At 40.5% G+C, this 19,912-nt stretch carries 17 protein-coding genes and 1 riboswitch; of the genes, 7 read left to right on the top strand and 10 right to left on the bottom strand.

Features of this window, described 5'->3' with window-relative positions:
* Positions 1-98 precede the first annotated feature (98 nt).
* Entirely contained in the window at positions 99-1,790 is a 1,692-nt protein-coding gene (locus tag LC040_14275; protein WLR50419.1) for a PucR family transcriptional regulator ligand-binding domain-containing protein, read from the bottom strand.
* Positions 1,791-1,997: 207 nt separating this feature from the next.
* Here LC040_14275 and LC040_14280 point away from each other — a divergent pair, with 207 nt between their 5' ends.
* The 5 genes from LC040_14280 to LC040_14300 are packed head-to-tail and all read left to right on the top strand — an operon-like array spanning position 1,998 to position 8,201.
* A complete protein-coding gene (locus tag LC040_14280) occupies positions 1,998-3,191 on the top strand; it encodes a cystathionine gamma-synthase family protein (GenBank protein WLR50420.1) in 1,194 nt (397 codons plus the stop codon).
* A gap of 13 nt (positions 3,192-3,204) precedes the next feature.
* Positions 3,205-4,422, top strand: a complete 1,218-nt coding sequence (locus LC040_14285; GenBank protein ID WLR50421.1) for a M20 family metallopeptidase — start codon at positions 3,205-3,207, stop codon at positions 4,420-4,422.
* Between the two features lie 21 nt (positions 4,423-4,443).
* Positions 4,444-5,478 (top strand): homoserine dehydrogenase, encoded by a 1,035-nt coding sequence (locus tag LC040_14290; protein ID WLR50422.1) that lies wholly within the window; start codon positions 4,444-4,446, stop codon positions 5,476-5,478.
* A gap of 27 nt (positions 5,479-5,505) precedes the next feature.
* Positions 5,506-6,948, top strand: coding sequence for an aldehyde dehydrogenase family protein (locus tag LC040_14295; GenBank protein WLR50423.1), 1,443 nt, complete (start codon positions 5,506-5,508; stop codon positions 6,946-6,948).
* A 50-nt stretch (positions 6,949-6,998) separates the two neighbouring features.
* Entirely contained in the window at positions 6,999-8,201 is a 1,203-nt protein-coding gene (locus LC040_14300; protein WLR50424.1) for a M24 family metallopeptidase, read from the top strand.
* A gap of 43 nt (positions 8,202-8,244) precedes the next feature.
* Here LC040_14300 and acsA read toward each other — a convergent pair whose 3' ends face one another.
* The 3 genes from acsA to LC040_14315 all read right to left on the bottom strand — a co-directional run bounded on the left by acsA (position 8,245) and on the right by LC040_14315 (position 12,724).
* Positions 8,245-9,966, bottom strand: a complete 1,722-nt coding sequence (acsA, locus tag LC040_14305; protein ID WLR50425.1) for an acetate--CoA ligase — start codon at positions 9,964-9,966, stop codon at positions 8,245-8,247.
* A gap of 320 nt (positions 9,967-10,286) precedes the next feature.
* Positions 10,287-10,373, bottom strand: a riboswitch (cyclic di-GMP riboswitch).
* 349 nt (positions 10,374-10,722) lie between these two features.
* Positions 10,723-11,262: a DUF420 domain-containing protein gene (locus LC040_14310; protein WLR50426.1), complete on the bottom strand. Its 540-nt coding sequence runs from the start codon at positions 11,260-11,262 to the stop codon at positions 10,723-10,725.
* A 259-nt stretch (positions 11,263-11,521) separates the two neighbouring features.
* Positions 11,522-12,724, bottom strand: a complete 1,203-nt coding sequence (locus tag LC040_14315) for a PLP-dependent aminotransferase family protein (GenBank protein ID WLR50427.1) — start codon at positions 12,722-12,724, stop codon at positions 11,522-11,524.
* Positions 12,725-12,944: 220 nt separating this feature from the next.
* Between LC040_14315 and LC040_14320 the strand changes: the two genes are divergently transcribed.
* Positions 12,945-13,418, top strand: a complete 474-nt coding sequence (locus LC040_14320) for a hypothetical protein (protein ID WLR53304.1) — start codon at positions 12,945-12,947, stop codon at positions 13,416-13,418.
* A gap of 88 nt (positions 13,419-13,506) precedes the next feature.
* Here LC040_14320 and LC040_14325 read toward each other — a convergent pair whose 3' ends face one another.
* From LC040_14325 to LC040_14345, 5 genes are all read right to left on the bottom strand, one after another.
* Positions 13,507-14,508, bottom strand: a complete 1,002-nt coding sequence (locus LC040_14325) for a TIGR00341 family protein (protein ID WLR50428.1) — start codon at positions 14,506-14,508, stop codon at positions 13,507-13,509.
* Between the two features lie 72 nt (positions 14,509-14,580).
* Entirely contained in the window at positions 14,581-15,111 is a 531-nt protein-coding gene (locus tag LC040_14330; protein ID WLR50429.1) for a GNAT family protein, read from the bottom strand.
* A gap of 48 nt (positions 15,112-15,159) precedes the next feature.
* Positions 15,160-16,374, bottom strand: a complete 1,215-nt coding sequence (locus LC040_14335) for a toxic anion resistance protein (protein ID WLR50430.1) — start codon at positions 16,372-16,374, stop codon at positions 15,160-15,162.
* A 28-nt stretch (positions 16,375-16,402) separates the two neighbouring features.
* A complete protein-coding gene (locus LC040_14340; protein WLR50431.1) occupies positions 16,403-17,035 on the bottom strand; it encodes a 5-bromo-4-chloroindolyl phosphate hydrolysis family protein in 633 nt (210 codons plus the stop codon).
* 181 nt (positions 17,036-17,216) lie between these two features.
* Positions 17,217-17,708: a ferritin gene (locus LC040_14345; protein WLR50432.1), complete on the bottom strand. Its 492-nt coding sequence runs from the start codon at positions 17,706-17,708 to the stop codon at positions 17,217-17,219.
* Positions 17,709-17,891: 183 nt separating this feature from the next.
* Here LC040_14345 and LC040_14350 point away from each other — a divergent pair, with 183 nt between their 5' ends.
* On the top strand, positions 17,892-18,497 hold the full coding sequence (locus LC040_14350; protein ID WLR50433.1) for a biotin transporter BioY: 606 nt from the start codon (positions 17,892-17,894) through the stop codon (positions 18,495-18,497).
* A gap of 39 nt (positions 18,498-18,536) precedes the next feature.
* Here the strand turns inward: LC040_14350 and LC040_14355 are convergent, their stop codons facing one another.
* Positions 18,537-19,868 carry an SLC13 family permease gene (locus tag LC040_14355; GenBank protein ID WLR50434.1) on the bottom strand — a complete coding sequence of 444 codons (1,332 nt, stop codon included), beginning with the start codon at positions 19,866-19,868 and terminating at the stop codon, positions 18,537-18,539.
* Between the last annotated feature and the right edge of the window lie 44 nt (positions 19,869-19,912).

Consider the following 19,912-nt stretch of genomic DNA (forward strand, 5'->3'; position numbering starts at 1 on the left):
TTCTTTAACAAATCAAAATTTACAAAAAGAATCACAAGCCTTAGCCTATGATCCTCTCATTATCTTATAACCGCCCACTCAAAGTTTCAATCTTTTTCCTAATTTGATTCTAAAATACCTAATGTCCACAAGCGAATGCTTAAATCTAATAGGAAGATATCATCTGTATCGTTTAATGAACAGCCTGTAAGTGATTCAATTTTTCGTAGTCGATATAACAAAGACTGACGATGCAAATTTAATTCCCGTGACGTCTGACTAACATTCCCACGATGCTTACTGTACGTTAAATACGTTTGGATTAAGTCAATTCCTCGTTCTGCATCATAGGTCAATAGCGTACCAAGTGTTGCACTCGTTATCTTCTGCAAATCATCATTTTGCATTAATGTCATCAGTGCGCGATCAAGGCGTGAATCTGCATACCAACTCTTATGTCCTTTTCCTTTTTGTTTCTTTCCGATCTCAATTGCCGTTTGGGCCTCTTGATAGCTTTCATGAAATTGCTGCATTCCAATCGTTTTACTAACTCCCCAAGAAAAAACAAGCTCAGGAAAGATTTGCTGTAAACGCTTTTCAAAATGATCTAAAAACCGATAAACCGTTTCATTTCCCGTTTCTTGCTTCGCCTCTAAGAAAATAATAAATTGCTCCCGCTGAAATGTCGTCATAATATGAGAATAAATCGACCTTGCTGCATAGAACATTTCATCCTCTAATGTACGCACCATACTTGAAAGCCAATGTTCAAATGCGGTCTGTTCCTCAAGCCGTTTATAAATTTTTTTCATATTTTCTGGCTGAGCGACAAGGCAGACAAACGGCAAGCTCACGTTATACCCCAAAGTCCTCGCTCTCGACATCACACTATCCCAAGAATGGATATCGCCTTTTGCCAACCCCCACACAAAATCATCTCTAAGACGCATTTCGGTCTCTCGAATTGTATTTTCTCGTAAGAAGCAGAGGGCTACTGCAGTTACAGCATGCTCTAACATATGAACAAATGAAGGGTTTAACAAGATATCTGCATCTTCTTCATCAACATTTCCAACAAGTAAATGCCCTTGCACTTCACTTGATGTTTGAATAACAAGCTGTAACACTTTATGTTCTTTCATAGTAATAAATCTCATATTCTGCGCTGCTATCGTTTGATGGAAATCTAGCGGTGTCATTGAAATTGGAAAGTCCTCACTATGCAAGTAGTCTTCCCAATCAGAAATAAGGTTTTTTGAACGTTTACTCCTTCCTTTTATAAAGCCGCGCTTATCCACAATGACGACTGGATAACCATTTTCTTTAAAAAGGAAATTTGCAACTTCGTCTAAGCCGCCGCCTCGTAGAATAAGATTCAATAGCTTTTGTTGATCATTCTTTGATTTCTCTTTCATTCGAATATTTTCACTATCAAGCGCCTGCACGACAGACTGAATCACGTCTGCAAAGCGCACCTCCCAAGGAAGGAGAATAATTGGGAAGTGATGCTTCTTCGCTAATTGTTCTACAGAATACGGGATTTCATCAATATATTTGCCAATCGCTACAGCAAGTGCAGCTGCTTCTGAATTAATGACGGCTTCAACAAACTCATATAGCGCCTGTTCATCTTCTCCACAGCCTATTCCTGTAGTCAATACAAATTCATTCTTCCGTACGAAGTTTTCCACAGGCGTTTCAATAACTGAAACCCATTCAACTATACGTTCTTCCAAACGATCAGTACCAGTTTGAATGGTTGCACGCTTCAATATATTTAAATCAGCAATATCTCTAACAGTTACTTGCATCCAGCAGCACCTCCGTTTCCCTATACTCTTTTACATTATTTTGTAATAAGTCTTAAGGATGAGTCAACTATTTTACTTAGACAACCAAATTGACTAACAGTAAAAGGATATTTTCTTACAATTTTTCGAATATTCAAGCAATGTGTTGTTTCGTACTATAGAAGTAGAAGACATAAAGAAATAATTCCAGAGAAGGAGTGACGATAGATGGCAAAAAAACAAGATGTAACAATGGCGACGAAATCTGTATGGAGCGGTGAAAGTGACTATCTAGCCTTTGGTGCTACACAAGTTCCTGTTGTTCATAGTGTTTCTTTTGGATATGACGACGTGGATGAATGGTTTGATGTGGCAACAGGTAAGAAAGAAGGTCATATTTACGGACGGAATACAAATCCAACTGTTCAAGCATTCGAAGATAAAGTAAAAGAATTAGAAGGCGCTGAAGCTGCAACGAGTTTTTCAACAGGGATGGCTGCAATCAGCAACGCACTTCATACTTTTTTAAAGCCAGGAGATCGAGTGGTAACTATTAAAGATACTTATGGTGGAACCAACAAGATCTTCACAGAATTTTTGCCTCGATTGAATATTGATGTCGTTCTCTGTGAAACGGGTGACCATGAACAGATTGAAGCAGAGGTTGCAAAAGGCTGTAACATCCTCTATCTCGAAACACCGACAAATCCAACCGTTAAAATTACGGACATTGCCCGGATGGTGAAAGCAGGTAAAGAACAAGGTGCACTAATCTTTGTGGATAACACGTTCGCAACGCCAATTAATCAAAATCCTCTTGAATACGGAGTGGATATCGTTATCCACAGCGCTACGAAATTTCTTGGCGGCCATGCAGACGCATTAGGTGGTGTTATCTGCGGAAGTGCAGAGCTTGTGGAAAAGGTTTATCACTATCGTGAAATTAACGGAGCAACACTTGATCCAATGTCTGCTTACCTATTACTTCGCGGTATGAAAACATTGGACTTACGGTTGAAGAAGCAAGCGGAAAATGCAATGAAAGTCGCTCAATTCCTAGTCCAGCACCCTGCCGTGCAGGATGTCTTCTACCCTGGTCTTGAAACACATCCACACCACGATATTGCAAAGGCTCAAATGCGAACATTTGGCGGGATGCTAAGCTTCTCACTGAAAGGAGAAATGGATGCGGTTAGACGTTTCCTTCCACAATTGAAATTCGCGAACAAGGCAGCAAACCTTGGCTCTGTTGAAACAGTTGTAGGACCAGCAAGAACGACAAGCCATGTCGAATGTACGGTCGAAGAACGAAAAGCATTAGGCATCCCTGAAGGTCTTGTCCGCTATTCAGCCGGAATTGAAGACGCCGATGACCTAATTGAAGATTTGAAGCAAGCATTATCACAGCTTGTGTACGCGTAAGGAGGTGCTAAGCATGCCTCATCCCATTTTAAAAAAGGCTCAGCAACTTTCCACAGAACTCACAGCTATTCGTCGTCACTTACACCAGAATCCTGAACTAAGCTTTCAAGAAATCAATACAACATCCACAATTGTTCAACATTTACAAACACACTCGAACCTTACCGTTCATTACGGAAAAGACCACACAGGGCTTGATACAGGTGTAATCGCAACATTAAATAGCGGAAAACGACCTGTGATTGCCATTCGTGCAGATATCGATGCATTACCGATTCAGGAGTTAAATGACACTTCTTATAAATCACAAAACGATGGGGTTATGCACGCCTGTGGGCATGATGCACACACAGCAATCGGGATCGGTGCTGCCAAAATTTTAGCAGAGATTTTTGAAGAAGAGACCATTGATGCCTCCGTTAAGTTTATCTTTCAACCGGCGGAAGAGGATACAGATGAACACGGTTCAACAGGTTCACCTTACCTCATTAAAGCTGGTGTATTAGACGATGTAGATGCAGTGCTTGCTCTGCATATGAACCCTGAACAACGTGTTGGAGAGGTTCTTCTAAATGAAGGAAACAGCATGGCTGCTATTGATACATTTGACGCCGTTCTTAAAGGGAGCGGCGGCCATGCTGCTTATCCACAACTTGGAACCGACCCGGTCTACATGCTCAGCTTTGTACTGCAAGCGATCCAAGGAATTATCGCAAGACGAACATCACCATTAGAACCCGCTGTCATAAGTGTTACACATGTGGAAACATCACCATCTTACAACGTCATTCCGTCAGAAGTGCATATACGCGGCACAATTCGCAGCTATAACGAAGACGTCCGAAGGGAGCTTGAAGAAGAGCTGCATCAAGCCCTTAAAATTACCCACACATTTAAAGGTGATTATGAACTGACTGTACGCAACGGCGAACCTGCACTAAAGAATCACCCTGTTGTTATCTCATGGCTGGCACAGACGGTAAAAGACCTATTACCTGATTTTCATATCCATAAAGGACCATACGGAATGGGCGGGGAAGACTTTGCTTACATGACACAGAAACGACCTGGTGCAATGTTTTTTATCGGTGCAGGGTTGGATGAAGGTGATGAACAGGGGTTACACATGCCTCGTTTTGATATCGATGAATCGGTTCTTGTATATGGTGCTGCCATTCTTGCAGAGACTGCTTTACGTTATGTGAAGAACGAATATACATTGCCCACTTAACCTTGGAAGGAGTGATTTATTGTGGCACACAAGCTTGCATTTATCGGCTTTGGCGGAGTCGGCCAAGGCCTTCTAGATATATTAAGAACGAAAAAACATTCACTTGAGACGGAGTTTGAGGTTGTTTCGATTGCTGATTTAAAGAAAGGCTCCATTCATAACCCGAACGGCTTAGACTTAGAGCAAATTCATGACATTATGCAAACAAGCGGAAACTTAGAAGATTATCCTGAAAGTGAACAAGTCATAAAAGGATGGAACAGTCTGGAGACCATTGAAAACAGCAATGCTGATACAGTTATTGAAATTACGTTCACGGACGTAAAAACAGGTCAACCAGCAATCGATCATTGTAAAGCCGCATTCCGCAGCGGAAAAAATGTCGTGATGAGCAATAAAGGACCTGTCGCTCTTGCTTACGAGGAACTGGCGGCGCTCGCAAAAGAAAATAACGTGAAGTGGGGATTTGAAGGAACAGTAATGAGCGGTACCCCTGCAATCCGCATGCCGCTCGTTTCCTTAACCGGGAACCATATCAGAGAAGTTCGCGGTATTCTTAACGGAACAACGAATTATATTCTTTCTAAGATGGAAGAAGGCGTTACCTATGAGGGCGCCTTGAAGAAAGCACAGGAACTTGGCTATGCAGAGGCTGATCCAACGAGTGATATCGAAGGCTATGATGCCCTCTATAAAGTTGTTATTCTAGCAAATGTCATTTTAGATGTTCCGCTTAAAACAGAAGATGTTGAACGTCAAGGTATAGCTGACCTGACGCTAGAGGATATTGAACAAGCAAAACAAGAAAAGATGCGTTGGAAGCTGCTCGGTAAAATTTCAAACCAAAATGGAAATGTAACAGCTTCCGTGAAACCTGAAAAAATTCCACTTGATGACCCGCTTGCAGGTGTGGCTGGTGCAACAAATGCAATAAGCTATGACTGTGATTTATCAGGCGAAATTACTTTAATGGGGCCTGGAGCTGGTATTACAGAAACAGGCTATTCCTTACTAATCGACTTAATTAACATTGAACGAAACCAACTAACCTTTTAAAACTACATTCTATTGAAAGGCGGCGATATGATGAATGCACAAACAATTACGATGAAGATGTTAGTCGCTGGAAGCTGGGTAGACCGTACTGAAAAAATTGAGGTGCGCGACCCTCAAAACAATGACCTTATCGCCACAATTCCTAAAGCAAGCCGCGAAGATGTACTTTCAGCCATTGAAGCAGCAAAAGCTGGAGCAGAAACAGCTGCTGAAATGCCTGTTCATCAACGAATTACAATTTTAAATAAAGTTGCACAGCTGCTTGAGGAACGACAAGAGGAATTTGCTCGAACTATTTCACGTGAAGGAAGCAAAACCATTAACGAAGCACGTGGAGAAGTAAAACGAAGCATTGAAACGCTGCGTATCAGCGCCGAAGAAGCAAGACGTATTCGCGGAGAAACAATTCCATTCAGCCAAATGCCTGGCAGTGAAAATCGCATCGGTTATTATTACCGTTTTCCTGTCGGTGTTATCGCAGCAATCACACCGTTTAATGATCCGTTAAACCTCGTGGCTCATAAAATAGGCCCTGCGATTGCTTCAGGTAATGCCGTTATCATCAAACCTGCCTCCGCTACGCCATTAAGTGCACTCAAACTTGCTGAGCTGTTTGTAGAAGCTGGGATTCCCGAAAAGATTCTCACCGTCATTACAGGAAGTGGCCGAGAAATTGGTGAAGTTCTTGTCTCAAGCGATGATATTCAGATGATTTCATTCACAGGCGGTGTCGATACAGGACTTGACATTTCCTCCAAAGCAGGAATTAAGAAAATGGGAATGGAACTTGGCTCGAACTCCCCTGCTATCGTTCTACGAGATGCTAATTTAACTGAGGCAATTGATGCGACAATTTCAGGTGCTTTTTCTGCAGCTGGACAGAACTGCATAGGCGTTCAGCGCATATATATTGAGAGAGAGGTCTTTGACACATTTACTGAACAATTCACCCTCAAAGCAAAACAATTCAAAACAGGTGATAAACAATCAACAGAAACAGATATGGGTCCAATGATTAATGAAAAGGAAGCACAGCGGGTTGAAAGCTGGGTAAACGAAGCGATTGAAAAAGGAGCCATCCTTCATTGCGGCGGAAAACGCAATGGTGCTTTCTTTGAACCAACTGTCCTTTCAAACGTTCCTGTTGATTGCATCATTGCAAATGAAGAAGTCTTCGGGCCTGTCGTATTACTTTATTCGGTCTATGATCTCGAAGAAGCAATTGAACGTTCGAATGCTGTCAATTATGGACTTCAAGCTGGCATTTTCACAAGTCATCTTGATAAAGCATTCAAAGCTGTTCAAAAGCTTCACGTTGGCGGTGTAATGATTAATGATAGTAGTGATTATCGAATGGACTCAATGCCATTTGGAGGGGTGAAAAACTCAGGACTTGGCAGAGAAGGTGTCCGCTTTGCCATCGAAGAAATGACCGAACCAAAAGTTGTCTGTTTGAACCTATCTCAGTAATAGATAGATAGATATTAAGCAACATGTCATTTGAGGGGCATGAAGGAAGGATGTGTCTTGCCGTGTTTACAGCTGAAGAATTCAAAGATCGCTTAAACCGTACAAAACAAAAGATGAGTGAAGAAGGAGTAGAAGTCCTGCTCGTTACGAACCCCTCTAATATGTATTATTTGAGCGGTTATAATGCCTGGTCTTTTTACGTACACCAAATGCTTATTGTAATGATTGATGAGCCACAACCTATCTGGCTTGGTCGTCAAATGGACGCAAATAGCGCAAAAGTCACTACTTGGCTCGATCATGACAATATCATTCCTTATCCTGATGATTATGTCCAATCTGAAATCAAACACCCTATGCAATTTACAGCCAATATTCTTAAAGAAATTGGTCAAGCAAAACGCGTAATTGGCTTAGAAATGGAAACGCATTTCTTCTCTGCCCAAAGCTATATGAAATTTACTGAAGCACTTCCTAATGCAGCTTTCAAAGATGCTAGTAAGCTTGTGAACTGGGTACGGATTATTAAGTCTGATAGAGAAATCGAATATATGCGACGTGCTGCACAAATTGTAGAACAAGCAATGCAACGCGGCTACGATACGATTGATGTAGGTGTACGGGAATGTGATGCTGCAGCCGAGATTTATCACGCCCAAGTAAGCGGTACTCCTCAATTCGGCGGCGATTATCCTTCCATCGTGCCAATGATGCCTTCCGGCGAGCAAACATCATCACCTCATTTAACATGGACAGATAAAAGATATAAACCAAACGACCCGGTCATTATCGAAATTGCCGGCTGTTATAAACGCTACCATGCGCCACTTGCGCGAACAATGGTATTAGGAGCTCCGTCTCAGCATCTTCTTGATGCTTCACAAGCCGTCCAAGAAGCCTTACACCAAACACTAGCATCCATTAAACCAGGCATGACAGCAGAAGAAATTGAATATAAGTGGAGTGTTTTTATTAAGAAACGCGGGTATTACAAGAGTTCACGCCTTGGATATTCAATCGGAGCGAGCTATCCTCCAGATTGGGGTGAGCACACTGTCAGCATTCGGCCAGGCGATAAAACCGTTATCAAGCCAAATATGACATTTCACCTTATTCCAGGGTTCTGGTTTGACGATTGGGGAGTTGAAATTAGTGAGTCTATACGAATTACAGAAAATGGCTGTGAAAGGTTAGCTAACTTCCCACAGGATCTCTATGTCAAAACTAACCCACCACGCTATAATATACTGTAAAAAAATGCCTCCAATAAAGGAGGCATTTTTAGCTTCATAAGATTTAATCTTCCATTGTTGATAAATCACCAGTCGGCAACCCTAGATCCCATGCTTTAAGCACGCGGCGCATAATTTTTCCTGAACGTGTCTTAGGAATCGTTTCTCTTACTTCAATCATACGAGGCGCAGCATGTGCAGCAAGACGTGTCTTAACGAATTGACGAATTTCATCTTTCAATTCATCACTTTCTTCATACCCATTACGCAGTGTAATAAATGCTTTGATCGCTTCTCCCCGAACAGGATCTGGCACCCCGATAACACCAGCCTCCGCTACAGCTGGATGTTCAACAAGTTTACTTTCAACCTCAAATGGTCCAACACGCTCACCTGACGTATTAATAACATCATCAACGCGACCTTCAAACCAGAAGTAACCATCCTCATCCTTGTAAGCTGAATCTCCTGAAACAAACCAGCCATTCAAGAAGTACTGCTCATATTTCGCATCATTGTTCCAAACCTTCCGTACCATTGCCGGCCATTGCGGGCGAATTGCCAGGTTACCCATGCGACGAGGCGGCAGTTCGTTCCCATCATCATCAATGATTGCCATTTGAATCCCAGGCATCGGCTTACCCATTGAACCAGGACGGATTGGATTACAACGGAAGTTTGCACAAATACATGAGCCAGTCTCTGTCATCCACCAGTTATCATGAATACGACGATCTAATGTATCTAAGCCCCACCGAATGACTTCTGGGTTTAACGGTTCTCCTGCTGATAAAATGTGACGGACGCTTGAGATATCATATTTATTAGGAAGCTCATCCCCTGCAGCCATCAGAAGACGGAATGCAGTTGGTGCACTAAACCAAACATTTACATTGTATTTTTCAATTGTTGCATACCAGCTTTCCGCGTCGAAGCGGCCACCTTTAAGGACTGCTGTTACCCCATTCAACCATGGTGACCACATCCCAGCTGAAGTACCTGTTACCCAGCCTGGATCCGCTGTACACCAATAAACATCGCCTTCTCGTAAGTCATATGCCCATTTTCCTGATAAATATTGATGAAGCATTGCATCGTGTACTTGAAGTACTCCTTTCGGCTTACCCGTTGAGCCAGATGTGTAATGCAACAGCATGCCATCTTCGCGATCAACCCATTCGATCACGTAATCATCAGATGTATTCATCAAATCTTGATAAAGCTTTTGGTTATCTTGCTCTGCTTTGTCTGCTCCTACTAAAATTACATACTCTAAATCAGGCAACTCGTCTGCAGGAATACGTTCAAGCAGTTCAGGCGTGGTTACGACTGCTTTTGCTCCACTATCTAACAGGCGATCCTTCACTGCTTCCTCCATGAAAGCTTCAAATAGTGGACCTGCAATGGAACCGTTCCGTATGATACCAAGCATTGAAATATACAATTCTGGGCTGCGTGGCATGAAAATAAATACACGATCACCTTTTTCAACGCCTAATGAACGAAGTCCATTTGCAAATTGACATGACTGCTTCTTCAAATCTTCATACGTATAAGCTTCATCTCGTTGGCCATCTGTATAGAAAAGAGCTGTTTGACTTCCACGCCCCTCATCAACATGACGATCAATTGCTTCATAAACCATATTTACATTTCCTGTTGTATACCAGCTGAAATTTTTCTCAACTTCCTTCCAATCAGCTGATTGAACCGCTTCATTGTAGTCCTTCAAATTAGCTGTATTGTCTAACATCATGACTTCTTGATTAGCGCTTTTTGTCGTCATCTGTAAAATCCCCCTGTCTCATTTTCTGTTATATAACAATTTACCACAAAGTTCTCCATATTTCATGACTTTTCGGAAAATAGCTAATTATTTGCAAGTTTCTATTACTATTTTGCGAAAGGAAACTAAGAACAAGGAGGGGAAGATAAACAAATTATCAAAAACATGCTAAATAGAAAAAAAAGCGTTCTGCATCAAATACAGAACGCTTCTTTCATCCATCTTGCAAGTCAATTAACACATACAATAATATAAAAAATATAGTCCACCACATAAATATCACTCCGCCATGTCCAATCACATAATTCGTGGAGGACGTATTCGGCAACTGGCTGGCTTAGACAATTTTGTCCGTAGCCCCTTTAGCTTTGCGTCACCATCTTTCAATGGCTTTGCCGTTCTCGTACGAATTTATGTGTTACTTTTATCATAGCTTAAAAGCTCTGTTTTTTCTTGCTTCTATGGTTCCAAAATATCTATTACTTTAGACTCATTTATCTATATTTTTACTTTAGAGATTTATTTTACCTTTGAATCTTGCTCACTTTGAAGCTCCGCCCTTTTTCCTTCCTTGCATTCACTTCCCTGTACTTTTCTATTAAAGCGGTGTGAGCGGAACTATACTTTATCTATATAGGGCATTAATTTCGAGTCATACGGTCCAACTTAGATTACAGGCAACAACTTTGTGTGGAGCTCCGCCCTTTTTCAAAAAACCCATAAAAAATACCGAGAATCTCTTCTCGGCATCTTTTATTAATAATATGGGGAAATCATAAGGTAGACAAGCACCCCTGTAAAGCTAACATATAACCAAAGCGGCATTGTCCAACGAGCAATTTTACGATGTTTTTCTACTTGCATATTCAACCCACGCGCCACGGAAGTTAATGCTAACGGTACAATGACAGCTGAAAGTACAATGTGTGTAAGCAACACGAAATAATAAACGTACTTAATTACACCTTCACCGCCAAAATGTGTGGATTCAGCAAGTGCATGGTAGGTTACATACGATACTAAGAACAGAGCAGTAGAACCTAATGCAGCAAAGATAAAACGGCGGTGACTTGTAATATTTCTCTTCTTAATCGCTACTAATGCAGCAACTAAAAATACAAATGTAAAACTGTTTAAGACAGCATTCAGGAATGGCAAGAATGTTAAATCTACATCACCAAGTCCCTCATACTTAGGCATAAAGAACAAAACGGCGACAAGAGCATTAATCAAGATAGTCAGCGTAACAATGACAGGTGTATAATTTCGCTGTTTTGTTTCATAATGATGGTCCATAAATTGTTGTCTCCCTTCTCTATTGTTGCAATTGGCTTGTACAAAAAGCATAGCCACAAACAACAAAATCTATATCTGCGCTTTTTTGTAAGGCATATACTGCTACTATTGTACAACGCATTTCCCACAGAACAAAGGGACAACTTTTAAACATTGTGTTAACAAAGCACATTCAGAAAAACGATTAGGGGCTCCTATTACTAGTTAGGGCTATTCATTCCCACTTCGGCAAAGAAAAACTGCCCGCAGTGGCGAGCAGTTAAAGTGTAATTCTTTCCTCCGTTTTCAACGTGGAAAATAAGTCTGTTAAAGCTTTCATACCTTTTTCGATATTCTCTGGTGTGGAATTTGTATAATTTAATCTCATCGTATTTTGTCTTGCTTTTCCAACATAGAAAGGTGCTCCAGGTACATATGCTACACCTTGTTTTACTGCTTCTGCCAGTAGGTCTGTTGTATTGACTTCCTCAGCCAGCTCAAGCCACAAGAACATTCCACCCTTTGGCTCAACATACGTCAGCCCTGGTAAATAACTTTTTTCAAGCTGATTCATCATAATTTTTAAGCGTTCATGATAGACACTCGTAATCTTTGAAACATGCGCATCAAGATCGAAATCTGTTAATAGATGATAAAGCATTTGTTGAGATAACGAATTCGAGTGCAAATCATTCGCTTGTTTTGCTTGTGACATAATACGGATAACTTGCTGCGGACCAGCGATCCAGCCCGTCCGAAGAGCAGGTACAACCGTTTTACTGAACGTACTTGTATAAAGAACATGTTCGCCATTATCCATCGCAGCAATTGGTGTATATGTTTCCTCTGGATTAAATTGAATTTCACCATACGGATCATCTTCAAAGATGACGGAATGATATTTCTTTGCAAGCTTCAATAATGTCTCTCTCCGTTCTTGAGACCATACTCTACCAGCAGGGTTTGAGAACGTCGGAACAACATAAATACACTTCGGCCGGTACTTTTTCATTTTTGCTTTCAAATCTTCCGGCACCATTCCATGCTCATCTGACTCAACTGCAATGACATGTGCTTCATAAGATTCAAATACTTGCAATGCCGCTAGATACGTTGGGTTTTCAGTAAGGATTATATCTCCAGGATTAAAGAAAACCCTCGAAAATAAATCAATCGCTTGCTGAGAACCAGTTGTAAGCAATACATTATCCGCTGACCATTGGTCCATTCCTTTACGCTTCATCCGTTCAATAAGTTGCTCACGCAATGGTCCATAGCCTTCTGTTTCAGCATACTGCAATGCTTTATTACCTGATTCCATCGTTTTTGCAAAAGAGTCTTTGACTGCTTCAAACGGAAACAATGTATCATCTGGTAGTCCGCCAGCAAAAGAAATAACATTGTTTTGATTTACAACTTTTAAAATATCACGCACAGCAGAAGATTGTAGATGTCTAACCCGTTTCGCAAATGGATACTTCATTTTTTCCACCTCAAGATTTATAAAAATTCTGATAATTATCTGTATATCATACTCTTTTTTTGTATGATGTCAACCACTTCCTGCATATTAAACGAAAAATTATATTATTCTAGAAAAATTTCATCTCTGCAACTCATTTTGTAACAGTCTCTAGGCAAAAGCATAGAATATAGCGAAGTTGCTTAGAGGAGAGGATAACATGTATTATTATGATTTTTCAATGCCTTATTATGACGAGTTAAGGCAAGGGCAGCCACCGTTTGGACCACCGGGTTTCCCACCTTCTCAAGGACCGGGACAGCCGTCGTTTGGACCACCAGGTTTCCCACCTTCTCAAGGGCCGGGACAACCGCCGTTTGGACCGCCGGGCTTTCCGCCTAGTCAATCACCATTTGGACCAAGTCCTGGAGGAGGACCTGGTCAAGGAGGAGGACCGCCTACATCACCACCTCCTTCCTTTACACCTCAACTTTCAGCTCAAGCTGGCTCACCACAGCTAACAGCGGTTGATCCAGGCTCAATTGCTGGTTGCTTATATCGCTACACTTATGTATGGCTACGCGGATGGCAATCTTTCTGGTTCTACCCTACATTTGTAGGACGCCGTTCGGTTTCAGGCTATCGTTGGGATGGCTGGAGATGGGTGTACTTCGGCATCGGTTTACGTCAAATTCGTTCCTTCCAATGTTATTAAGATCAAACTAAAAGATTTGCTACTTTACTCGAATTAAGCATCTCACTGCTATTGAATAAGGCATATTCCAAAAGAACGGAGTATGCCTTTAAAAGTTTTGACTATACCAAATAGCTCCAACTAAGATAACAACGATAAATGCAATAAAGAGAAAAGAATATTTTGTTGAGATAGATGCCCGTTCTTTTTCTAAATAAGTAGCAGGTCGAATTCCTGTTACCCAAAAGATCAAGATAGCAGAGAGCAAGACACATGTTACATTAACTAATGTTAACAAAAGCGCTCCTGTCATTTGCTCCCACTGTCCACCACCTGTTAATAACCCAACTACAGCAGCAGGAGGCAAAAGAGCAACAGCAACCATAACTCCAACTAACGCTGACGAAAACCGTTGTAGTATTGATAGCGCACCAGCAGCACCAGCAGTAAGTGCAAGCAATACATCAAGCATGCTAATAACAGTTCGTCGCTTAAATGCTTGGCTGTCATACGGCACATCAAAGGTGATACCAAAAGCAACCGCAATTAGAAATGAAATACCTAAGCCAAACACCACTGTGATTAATGAGCTCTTTGCCATCGTTTTGTCTCCAAGCATAGAGGCAAATGCGAGTGAAATAACAGGACCGATTAATGGAGCAATTGCCATTCCACCAATAACGACTGCTTCACTATTTTTTATAATACCAATTGTAACTACAATAGCTGACAGTATAGAAAGAAGAATATAGGCCATATCTGGCTTACTTACTTGCTTCATTGTCACATAGAGTTCCTGCTGACTTGCTCGCTGAATATGTGTCTTCTCTTCTTTCTTTTTCACTTTATCTTTGTTTGATTGACGCGCTATATACGTATCAATTGGGTGAAGGATTACTTCAAACCCGTCAATTATATGCGAAACATTTTCAAAGAAATTCAGAAGTTCCTCCGTTTCATCTTTATTCACCATCAAACGATAAAGAATAAACCCGTGATCTTCTTCAAGCGTCCAGCGAGTTAAAATCGTTTCGGAATGTTTCTTTAAAATCTCATCTACTTTATTGCGATATCGCTGAGGGAAATAAACTTCAATTAATTGCATTTCCATTATCTTGTGCTCCATTTCTAGAAGTGCATTTTTATCTTAAATATTCTTCCCTCAGCAATAGCTTACAAACTGTTAAATGCTCCCTTGCCATTCATTTTCAAGCAAGCTCATTTCAATCATATTCCAATAATCTCCTTGGACAGAGACGACTTCACGTAACAGGCCATCCCTTTGAAAACCAATTTTTTCGTAACACCGAATCGCTCCAATGTTAAAATCAAATACACCTAAGCCGATACGATGCAAGTTAAATTCCTCAAAGCCTATTTGACATACCTCTCGCATCATCCATTCTCCAATACCTTCACCTTGTTTTGCTGGCGAAACAAGCACTCTCCCGATCCGACCTGTGCGATGCTTGTGATTCAACATTCCAAGTGAAATATGACCAACCATTTGACCTGTTTCAGACTCTATCGCTTTATAAATCATACGGTCCGAGCTATCTTTATTGTTTGAACCATAAAGAAAAGATTTTAATTGTTTCTTATCAAGGGGATAATTCATACTTGGACCTGCCCACTGTAACAAGAAACGCTCATCACCGCTCCAATCAATTAATGTTTGAAAATCACTTTCTGTTACAAACTGAAGCTTATACATAATACCCCTTCCCTAATTTTAAAAAAGCCGCCTTATGATAAGACAGCTTTATCGATCATTTGCTTTTAATGACAATAGCTTTTGTTTTAATTCATTTTCCATATTCATTAATTCATGTTCGGCACTGCGGCGCTTTTCCCTGCCTTCTTGCTGTATTTTTAACGTTTCTTCAAGTGTCGAAACAAGATTCGATTGGGTTGTTTTCAATGTTTCCAAATCGACAATGCCTCTTTCATTTTCCTTTGCTGTTTCTATTGTATTTGTTTTCAGCATTTCAGAGTTTTTCAGAAGCAGGTCATTTGTTGTCTTTGTTACTTGCTTCTGTGCTTCGACAGCCCTTTGCTGACGGAAAAGTGTCAAGGCAATCACCACTTGGTTTTTCCAAAGCGGAATGGCCGTTAAGATAGATGACTGAACTTTTTCCACAAGTGCTTGGTTCATATTTTGAATCATTCGAATTTGCGGGGCACTCTGCATCGTAATTTGGCGACTCAGCTTCAAATCATGCATTCTTTTTTCTAAACGGTCTGCAAACTGAATAAGGTCATTTACCTCTTGTACTTTCATTTGATCGCCTGATTGTTCTGCTTCACGCTTAAGCTTTGGAATATCGTTCGTATGCAGCTCTTGAAGCTTCTCCTCGGCGGCTGCAATATAAATATTAAGCGCCTCAAAATACTCACGGTTTTTCTGAAAAAGCTTCTCAAGTGTCTGAATATCATCCAACAGGCCTTGCCTTGATTTATCAAGCTTTACAGAAATTTTATCGATTTGAGTGCCTATTTTTTGGTATTTTGAAAGAGTTTGATTAATCGATTGTTTGACATTCCCAAATATTTTCGAGAACATACCCTTCTTTTCACCTTTGAATTCGTTAGGATTGACCTCTTCAATTTTGGACATTAATTCACTGATTACTTCACCAACTGGTCCTGTATCCTTCGTTTGAACATGGTTTAACACTTCGTGGGAAAATTGCGATAAATTCGATTGTGCAGCAACCCCATATTGTAGAACTGCTTGATGATTCTTAGCGTCGATCTGACTAGCAAGCTTCTTTGCTCTTTCTTGATTTTCAGTTGAAAGCTGACTAAATATCGTTTGCGGTCTCTGCTGTTGATCCTCTTGTTTCGTTAGAGACTGCTCATCTCCTGTAACAATATCTCCAAACGGATTAGCAAGTAACTCATCTAACTGACTGGAAGGTGTTCCAAATAACTCTTCTTGCTGACGCTCTTTCTCAAGATTCCAACGTTCACTCAAACGAAACGACCCCTTTCATTATCCAAATTTACTTTCGCCTAGAGCTCGTCCTTTCTAATGACTGCTTAAAGACATCTAACTCCAAGTCAAGGTTCTCCATGTCTTCTGAAACTACATGTTTTAACTCTCTTTCAAGGCATTCTTCCATTTCCTTCAGCATTCTTTCAGTTCGAGCGAGTGCTTCCATATATTCAGCATCACGAACCGGCTGTGATGATAAGAACATATAACGCTCAACAATTTCGGCAGCTGAATCTAAATTACTGTAGAAAAATTCATTAGCTAAGTAGAAGCGTTTTGGCTCTTTCTCAACAACATCATAAATCGTCTTTGCATATCGATAAATTTGGTTAACTGATTTAAAAAGCTTAACTGACTTGGCTTTGAAACGATTCCGCTGTAAAATAACCAACTTTTCTTTTGCTTCTTTAAGTGCTCGTTTAATATCTTTGTATTCACTGCTTTTAAGATGATTTTTACTAGCGATATTACGTTGATGCCTTGCTTTCATAAGTGTCGTTACACCAAAAAAACTGATCGGCACAGAACCCGCAGCAAGAAGCCAGTCAACCTCAAATCCTAACCATAAAACAAGCGATACAATTGCACTAGCGTTTAGCCCGACAAAACCTCTCCATGTTTTAAATAAAAAGGAACGCATCTTTATCGACTCCTGAATGTTTTTTCCTTTACCTATAGATATTCTTCCTTCATTATACTATTTTTAGTATTCAAGGCGACATTCGACAATACTTATTATATTTTACGTCAATTCGAATCATTAAGTTTCATTTTAGATAAAAAAATAAAGCTGCCACCCATCATAAGGTGACAACTTTCTATTAACCTGCACGTCGTCCAAGCTCTTCATCAAAAACAAGCAATGCGGCCTTATCATCGCCAATCATTTTTAACTTTTCTACAATATACATACTTTGACCTTCTTCGTCTACTTGCTCATCTAGGAACTTTTGAAACAATGAAGCACTTTGAATATCCTGGGCTGCCACTGCAATGTTATAGGCCTTTTGATAATTTTGTGTAACATATTGTTCATGCTCTAAAATCTTTGTCCACGCTTCCAACGGTGTTCCGAATGAGGAAGGCATAGCGGCAATTTCTTTTAATTGAACTACTCCTCCTCGCTCAATTAAATGATCAGTTAATTGTAAGGCATGCCCTTGTTCTTCCTTCATTTGTAAGCGAAGCCAATGCGCCATTCCCGGCAAATTCATTCGTTTAAAATAATTTGAAACAGCTTGATAGAGTTGTGCCGAATAGTAATCAAGCTGGATGAGTTGATTAAAAACTGTCTCCATATTTTTACTTATCATTTATATCCCTCCTCTAATCTACACATCTGCCTATATATCGTATGTTGTAAAAAAGCATTCGTGCATAGACACAGAGGGAAATCGACCTTTCTTTTTGTAAACTTAAATGCAAACGTTGTTGACATTAATATACGGATTCAATATCATAAAATTAAATGTGTTATTCGAAAGCGGGGTTAATAAATGAAACAAAAACGTTCCTTTCAAACAGTTGAATTAATTTTGGCCGCAATGTTTGTGGCTCTTATGGCAATCGGTTCAAATATAACATCATGGGCACCATTTCTGCAGATTGCTGGTGTACCATTATCAATGGGGCCGTTCCTCAGTATTTTAGCTGGCCTTTTACTTGGAAGCAGATTAGGCGCGTTATCAATGCTTGTTTATTTACTAGTGGGTATCGCTGGCGCTCCAGTTTTCTCGCAATTTAAAGGCGGTATCGCAGTTGTTTTTGGAAATACGGGCGGATTCTTAATTTCTTACATTGTAGCTGCTTACGTTGCAGGTAAGATTATGGAGAAAGCGCAAGCTCCAACACGTTCTACTTTTTATATCGCTTCATTTGTTGGAATTGGGATTATTTATATCATCGGTACAAACTACATGTACGCGGCACTTAACGTATGGCTTGGAGTGGATATGGGGTATGCAGCAGCTTGGAAGGTAATGGCGGCTTTTGCTGTGAAAGACATTGCCTTTACGATTCTAGGGGCAACCATTGCTCCACGTATCTATCAAGCTGTACACCGCTCTGGGACGTTAAAATCATTGGATCGAACTGTATCTTAATAGAAGAAAAGAGCTGACGAATTCGTCAGCTCTTTTCTATTAAAGCATAATGGCCGCAAGCCAACCAAACAGCACAAGTGGAATATTGTAGTGTAAGAATGTTGGCACACATGTATCCCAAATATGATTGTGCTGACCATCTGCATTTAAGCCTGCAGTTGGTCCTAGTGTACTGTCAGAAGCAGGAGAACCTGCATCCCCTAACGCCGCTGCTGCTCCAACAAGAGCTGTCGTTGCAAGCGGACTAAATCCTAATTGCAATGCTAATGGAACAAAGATCGTTGCAATAATTGGAATGGTTGAGAACGAAGAGCCTATTCCCATCGTTACAAGCAAGCCGACAACAAGCATCAGAAACGCTGCTAATGATTTATTATCACCAATCATGCCTGCCGCTTGGTCAACAAGCATTTCAACATGCCCTGTCTCACGCAACACGCTTGCGAAACCAGACGCTGCAATCATTACAAAACCGATGAAAGCCATCATTTGCATGCCTTCAGTCAGCATTGTATCCGTTTCTTTCCACTTTACATTTTTATTAAAGAAGAAACCAAGATAAATTGTAATAATACCTGCTAATGCACCGATAATCATTGATTCTGAGATTGTTTGGAAGACAAGAGCAGCAACGACGGCTACAAGTGCAAATCCAACTGCAATAGAAGAAATTTCTTCTTTCTCCTTCTCTTCGACAACCAACTCAACATCGTCATAAGCACTTTTTGTTCGGTATGAAAAGAAAATCGCAACCAACAAACCAACAACCATACCAAGTGTCGGCAGAAGCATTGCCTTCGGAATCATACCCATCTCAATTTCTAAGCCGCTTTCTGCCATATTTGTTTGCAGAATTTCATGGAAAATTAACCCGAAACCTGCAGGTAACAAAATATACGGCGCTGTCAAACCAAAAGTGATAACCGTAGCAATTAAACGACGGTCAATGCCCAATTCATTGAATACCTTCAATAATGGCGGAATTAAAATTGGAATAAATGCAATATGAACTGGAATTACATTTTGTGAAAAAATTGAAATCGTTAAAATAACAAGTACAAGAAGCACCTTTGCCATCGCTTTCTTTTTGCTTTCACCTTCTTTTCCTACAAGACGAAGAGCAAAGTTCACAAGAAGCTCTGGAAGGCCTGTACGAGCAATCGCAACTGCAAATCCTCCTAATAACGCATAGCTTAAAGCTACTTCTGCGCTTCCCCCTAATCCACTTGTGAAAGCTTCAATTGTTGCTGACATTGAAAGCTCACCCGTAAGTCCACCGATAATCGCACCTGTGACAAGGGCGAGCACAACATTGACACGGAATAAGCTTAAGATAAGCATTACCAAAACCGCTACAATGACTGCGTTCATAAATCTTCCCCCTCATTCAATCTATTCTTTAGTCTGATAAATTA

The sequence above is a fragment of the Bacillus tianshenii genome (genome assembly GCA_020524525.2).
Taxonomy (GTDB): Bacteria; Bacillota; Bacilli; order Bacillales; family Bacillaceae_N; genus Bacillus_AV.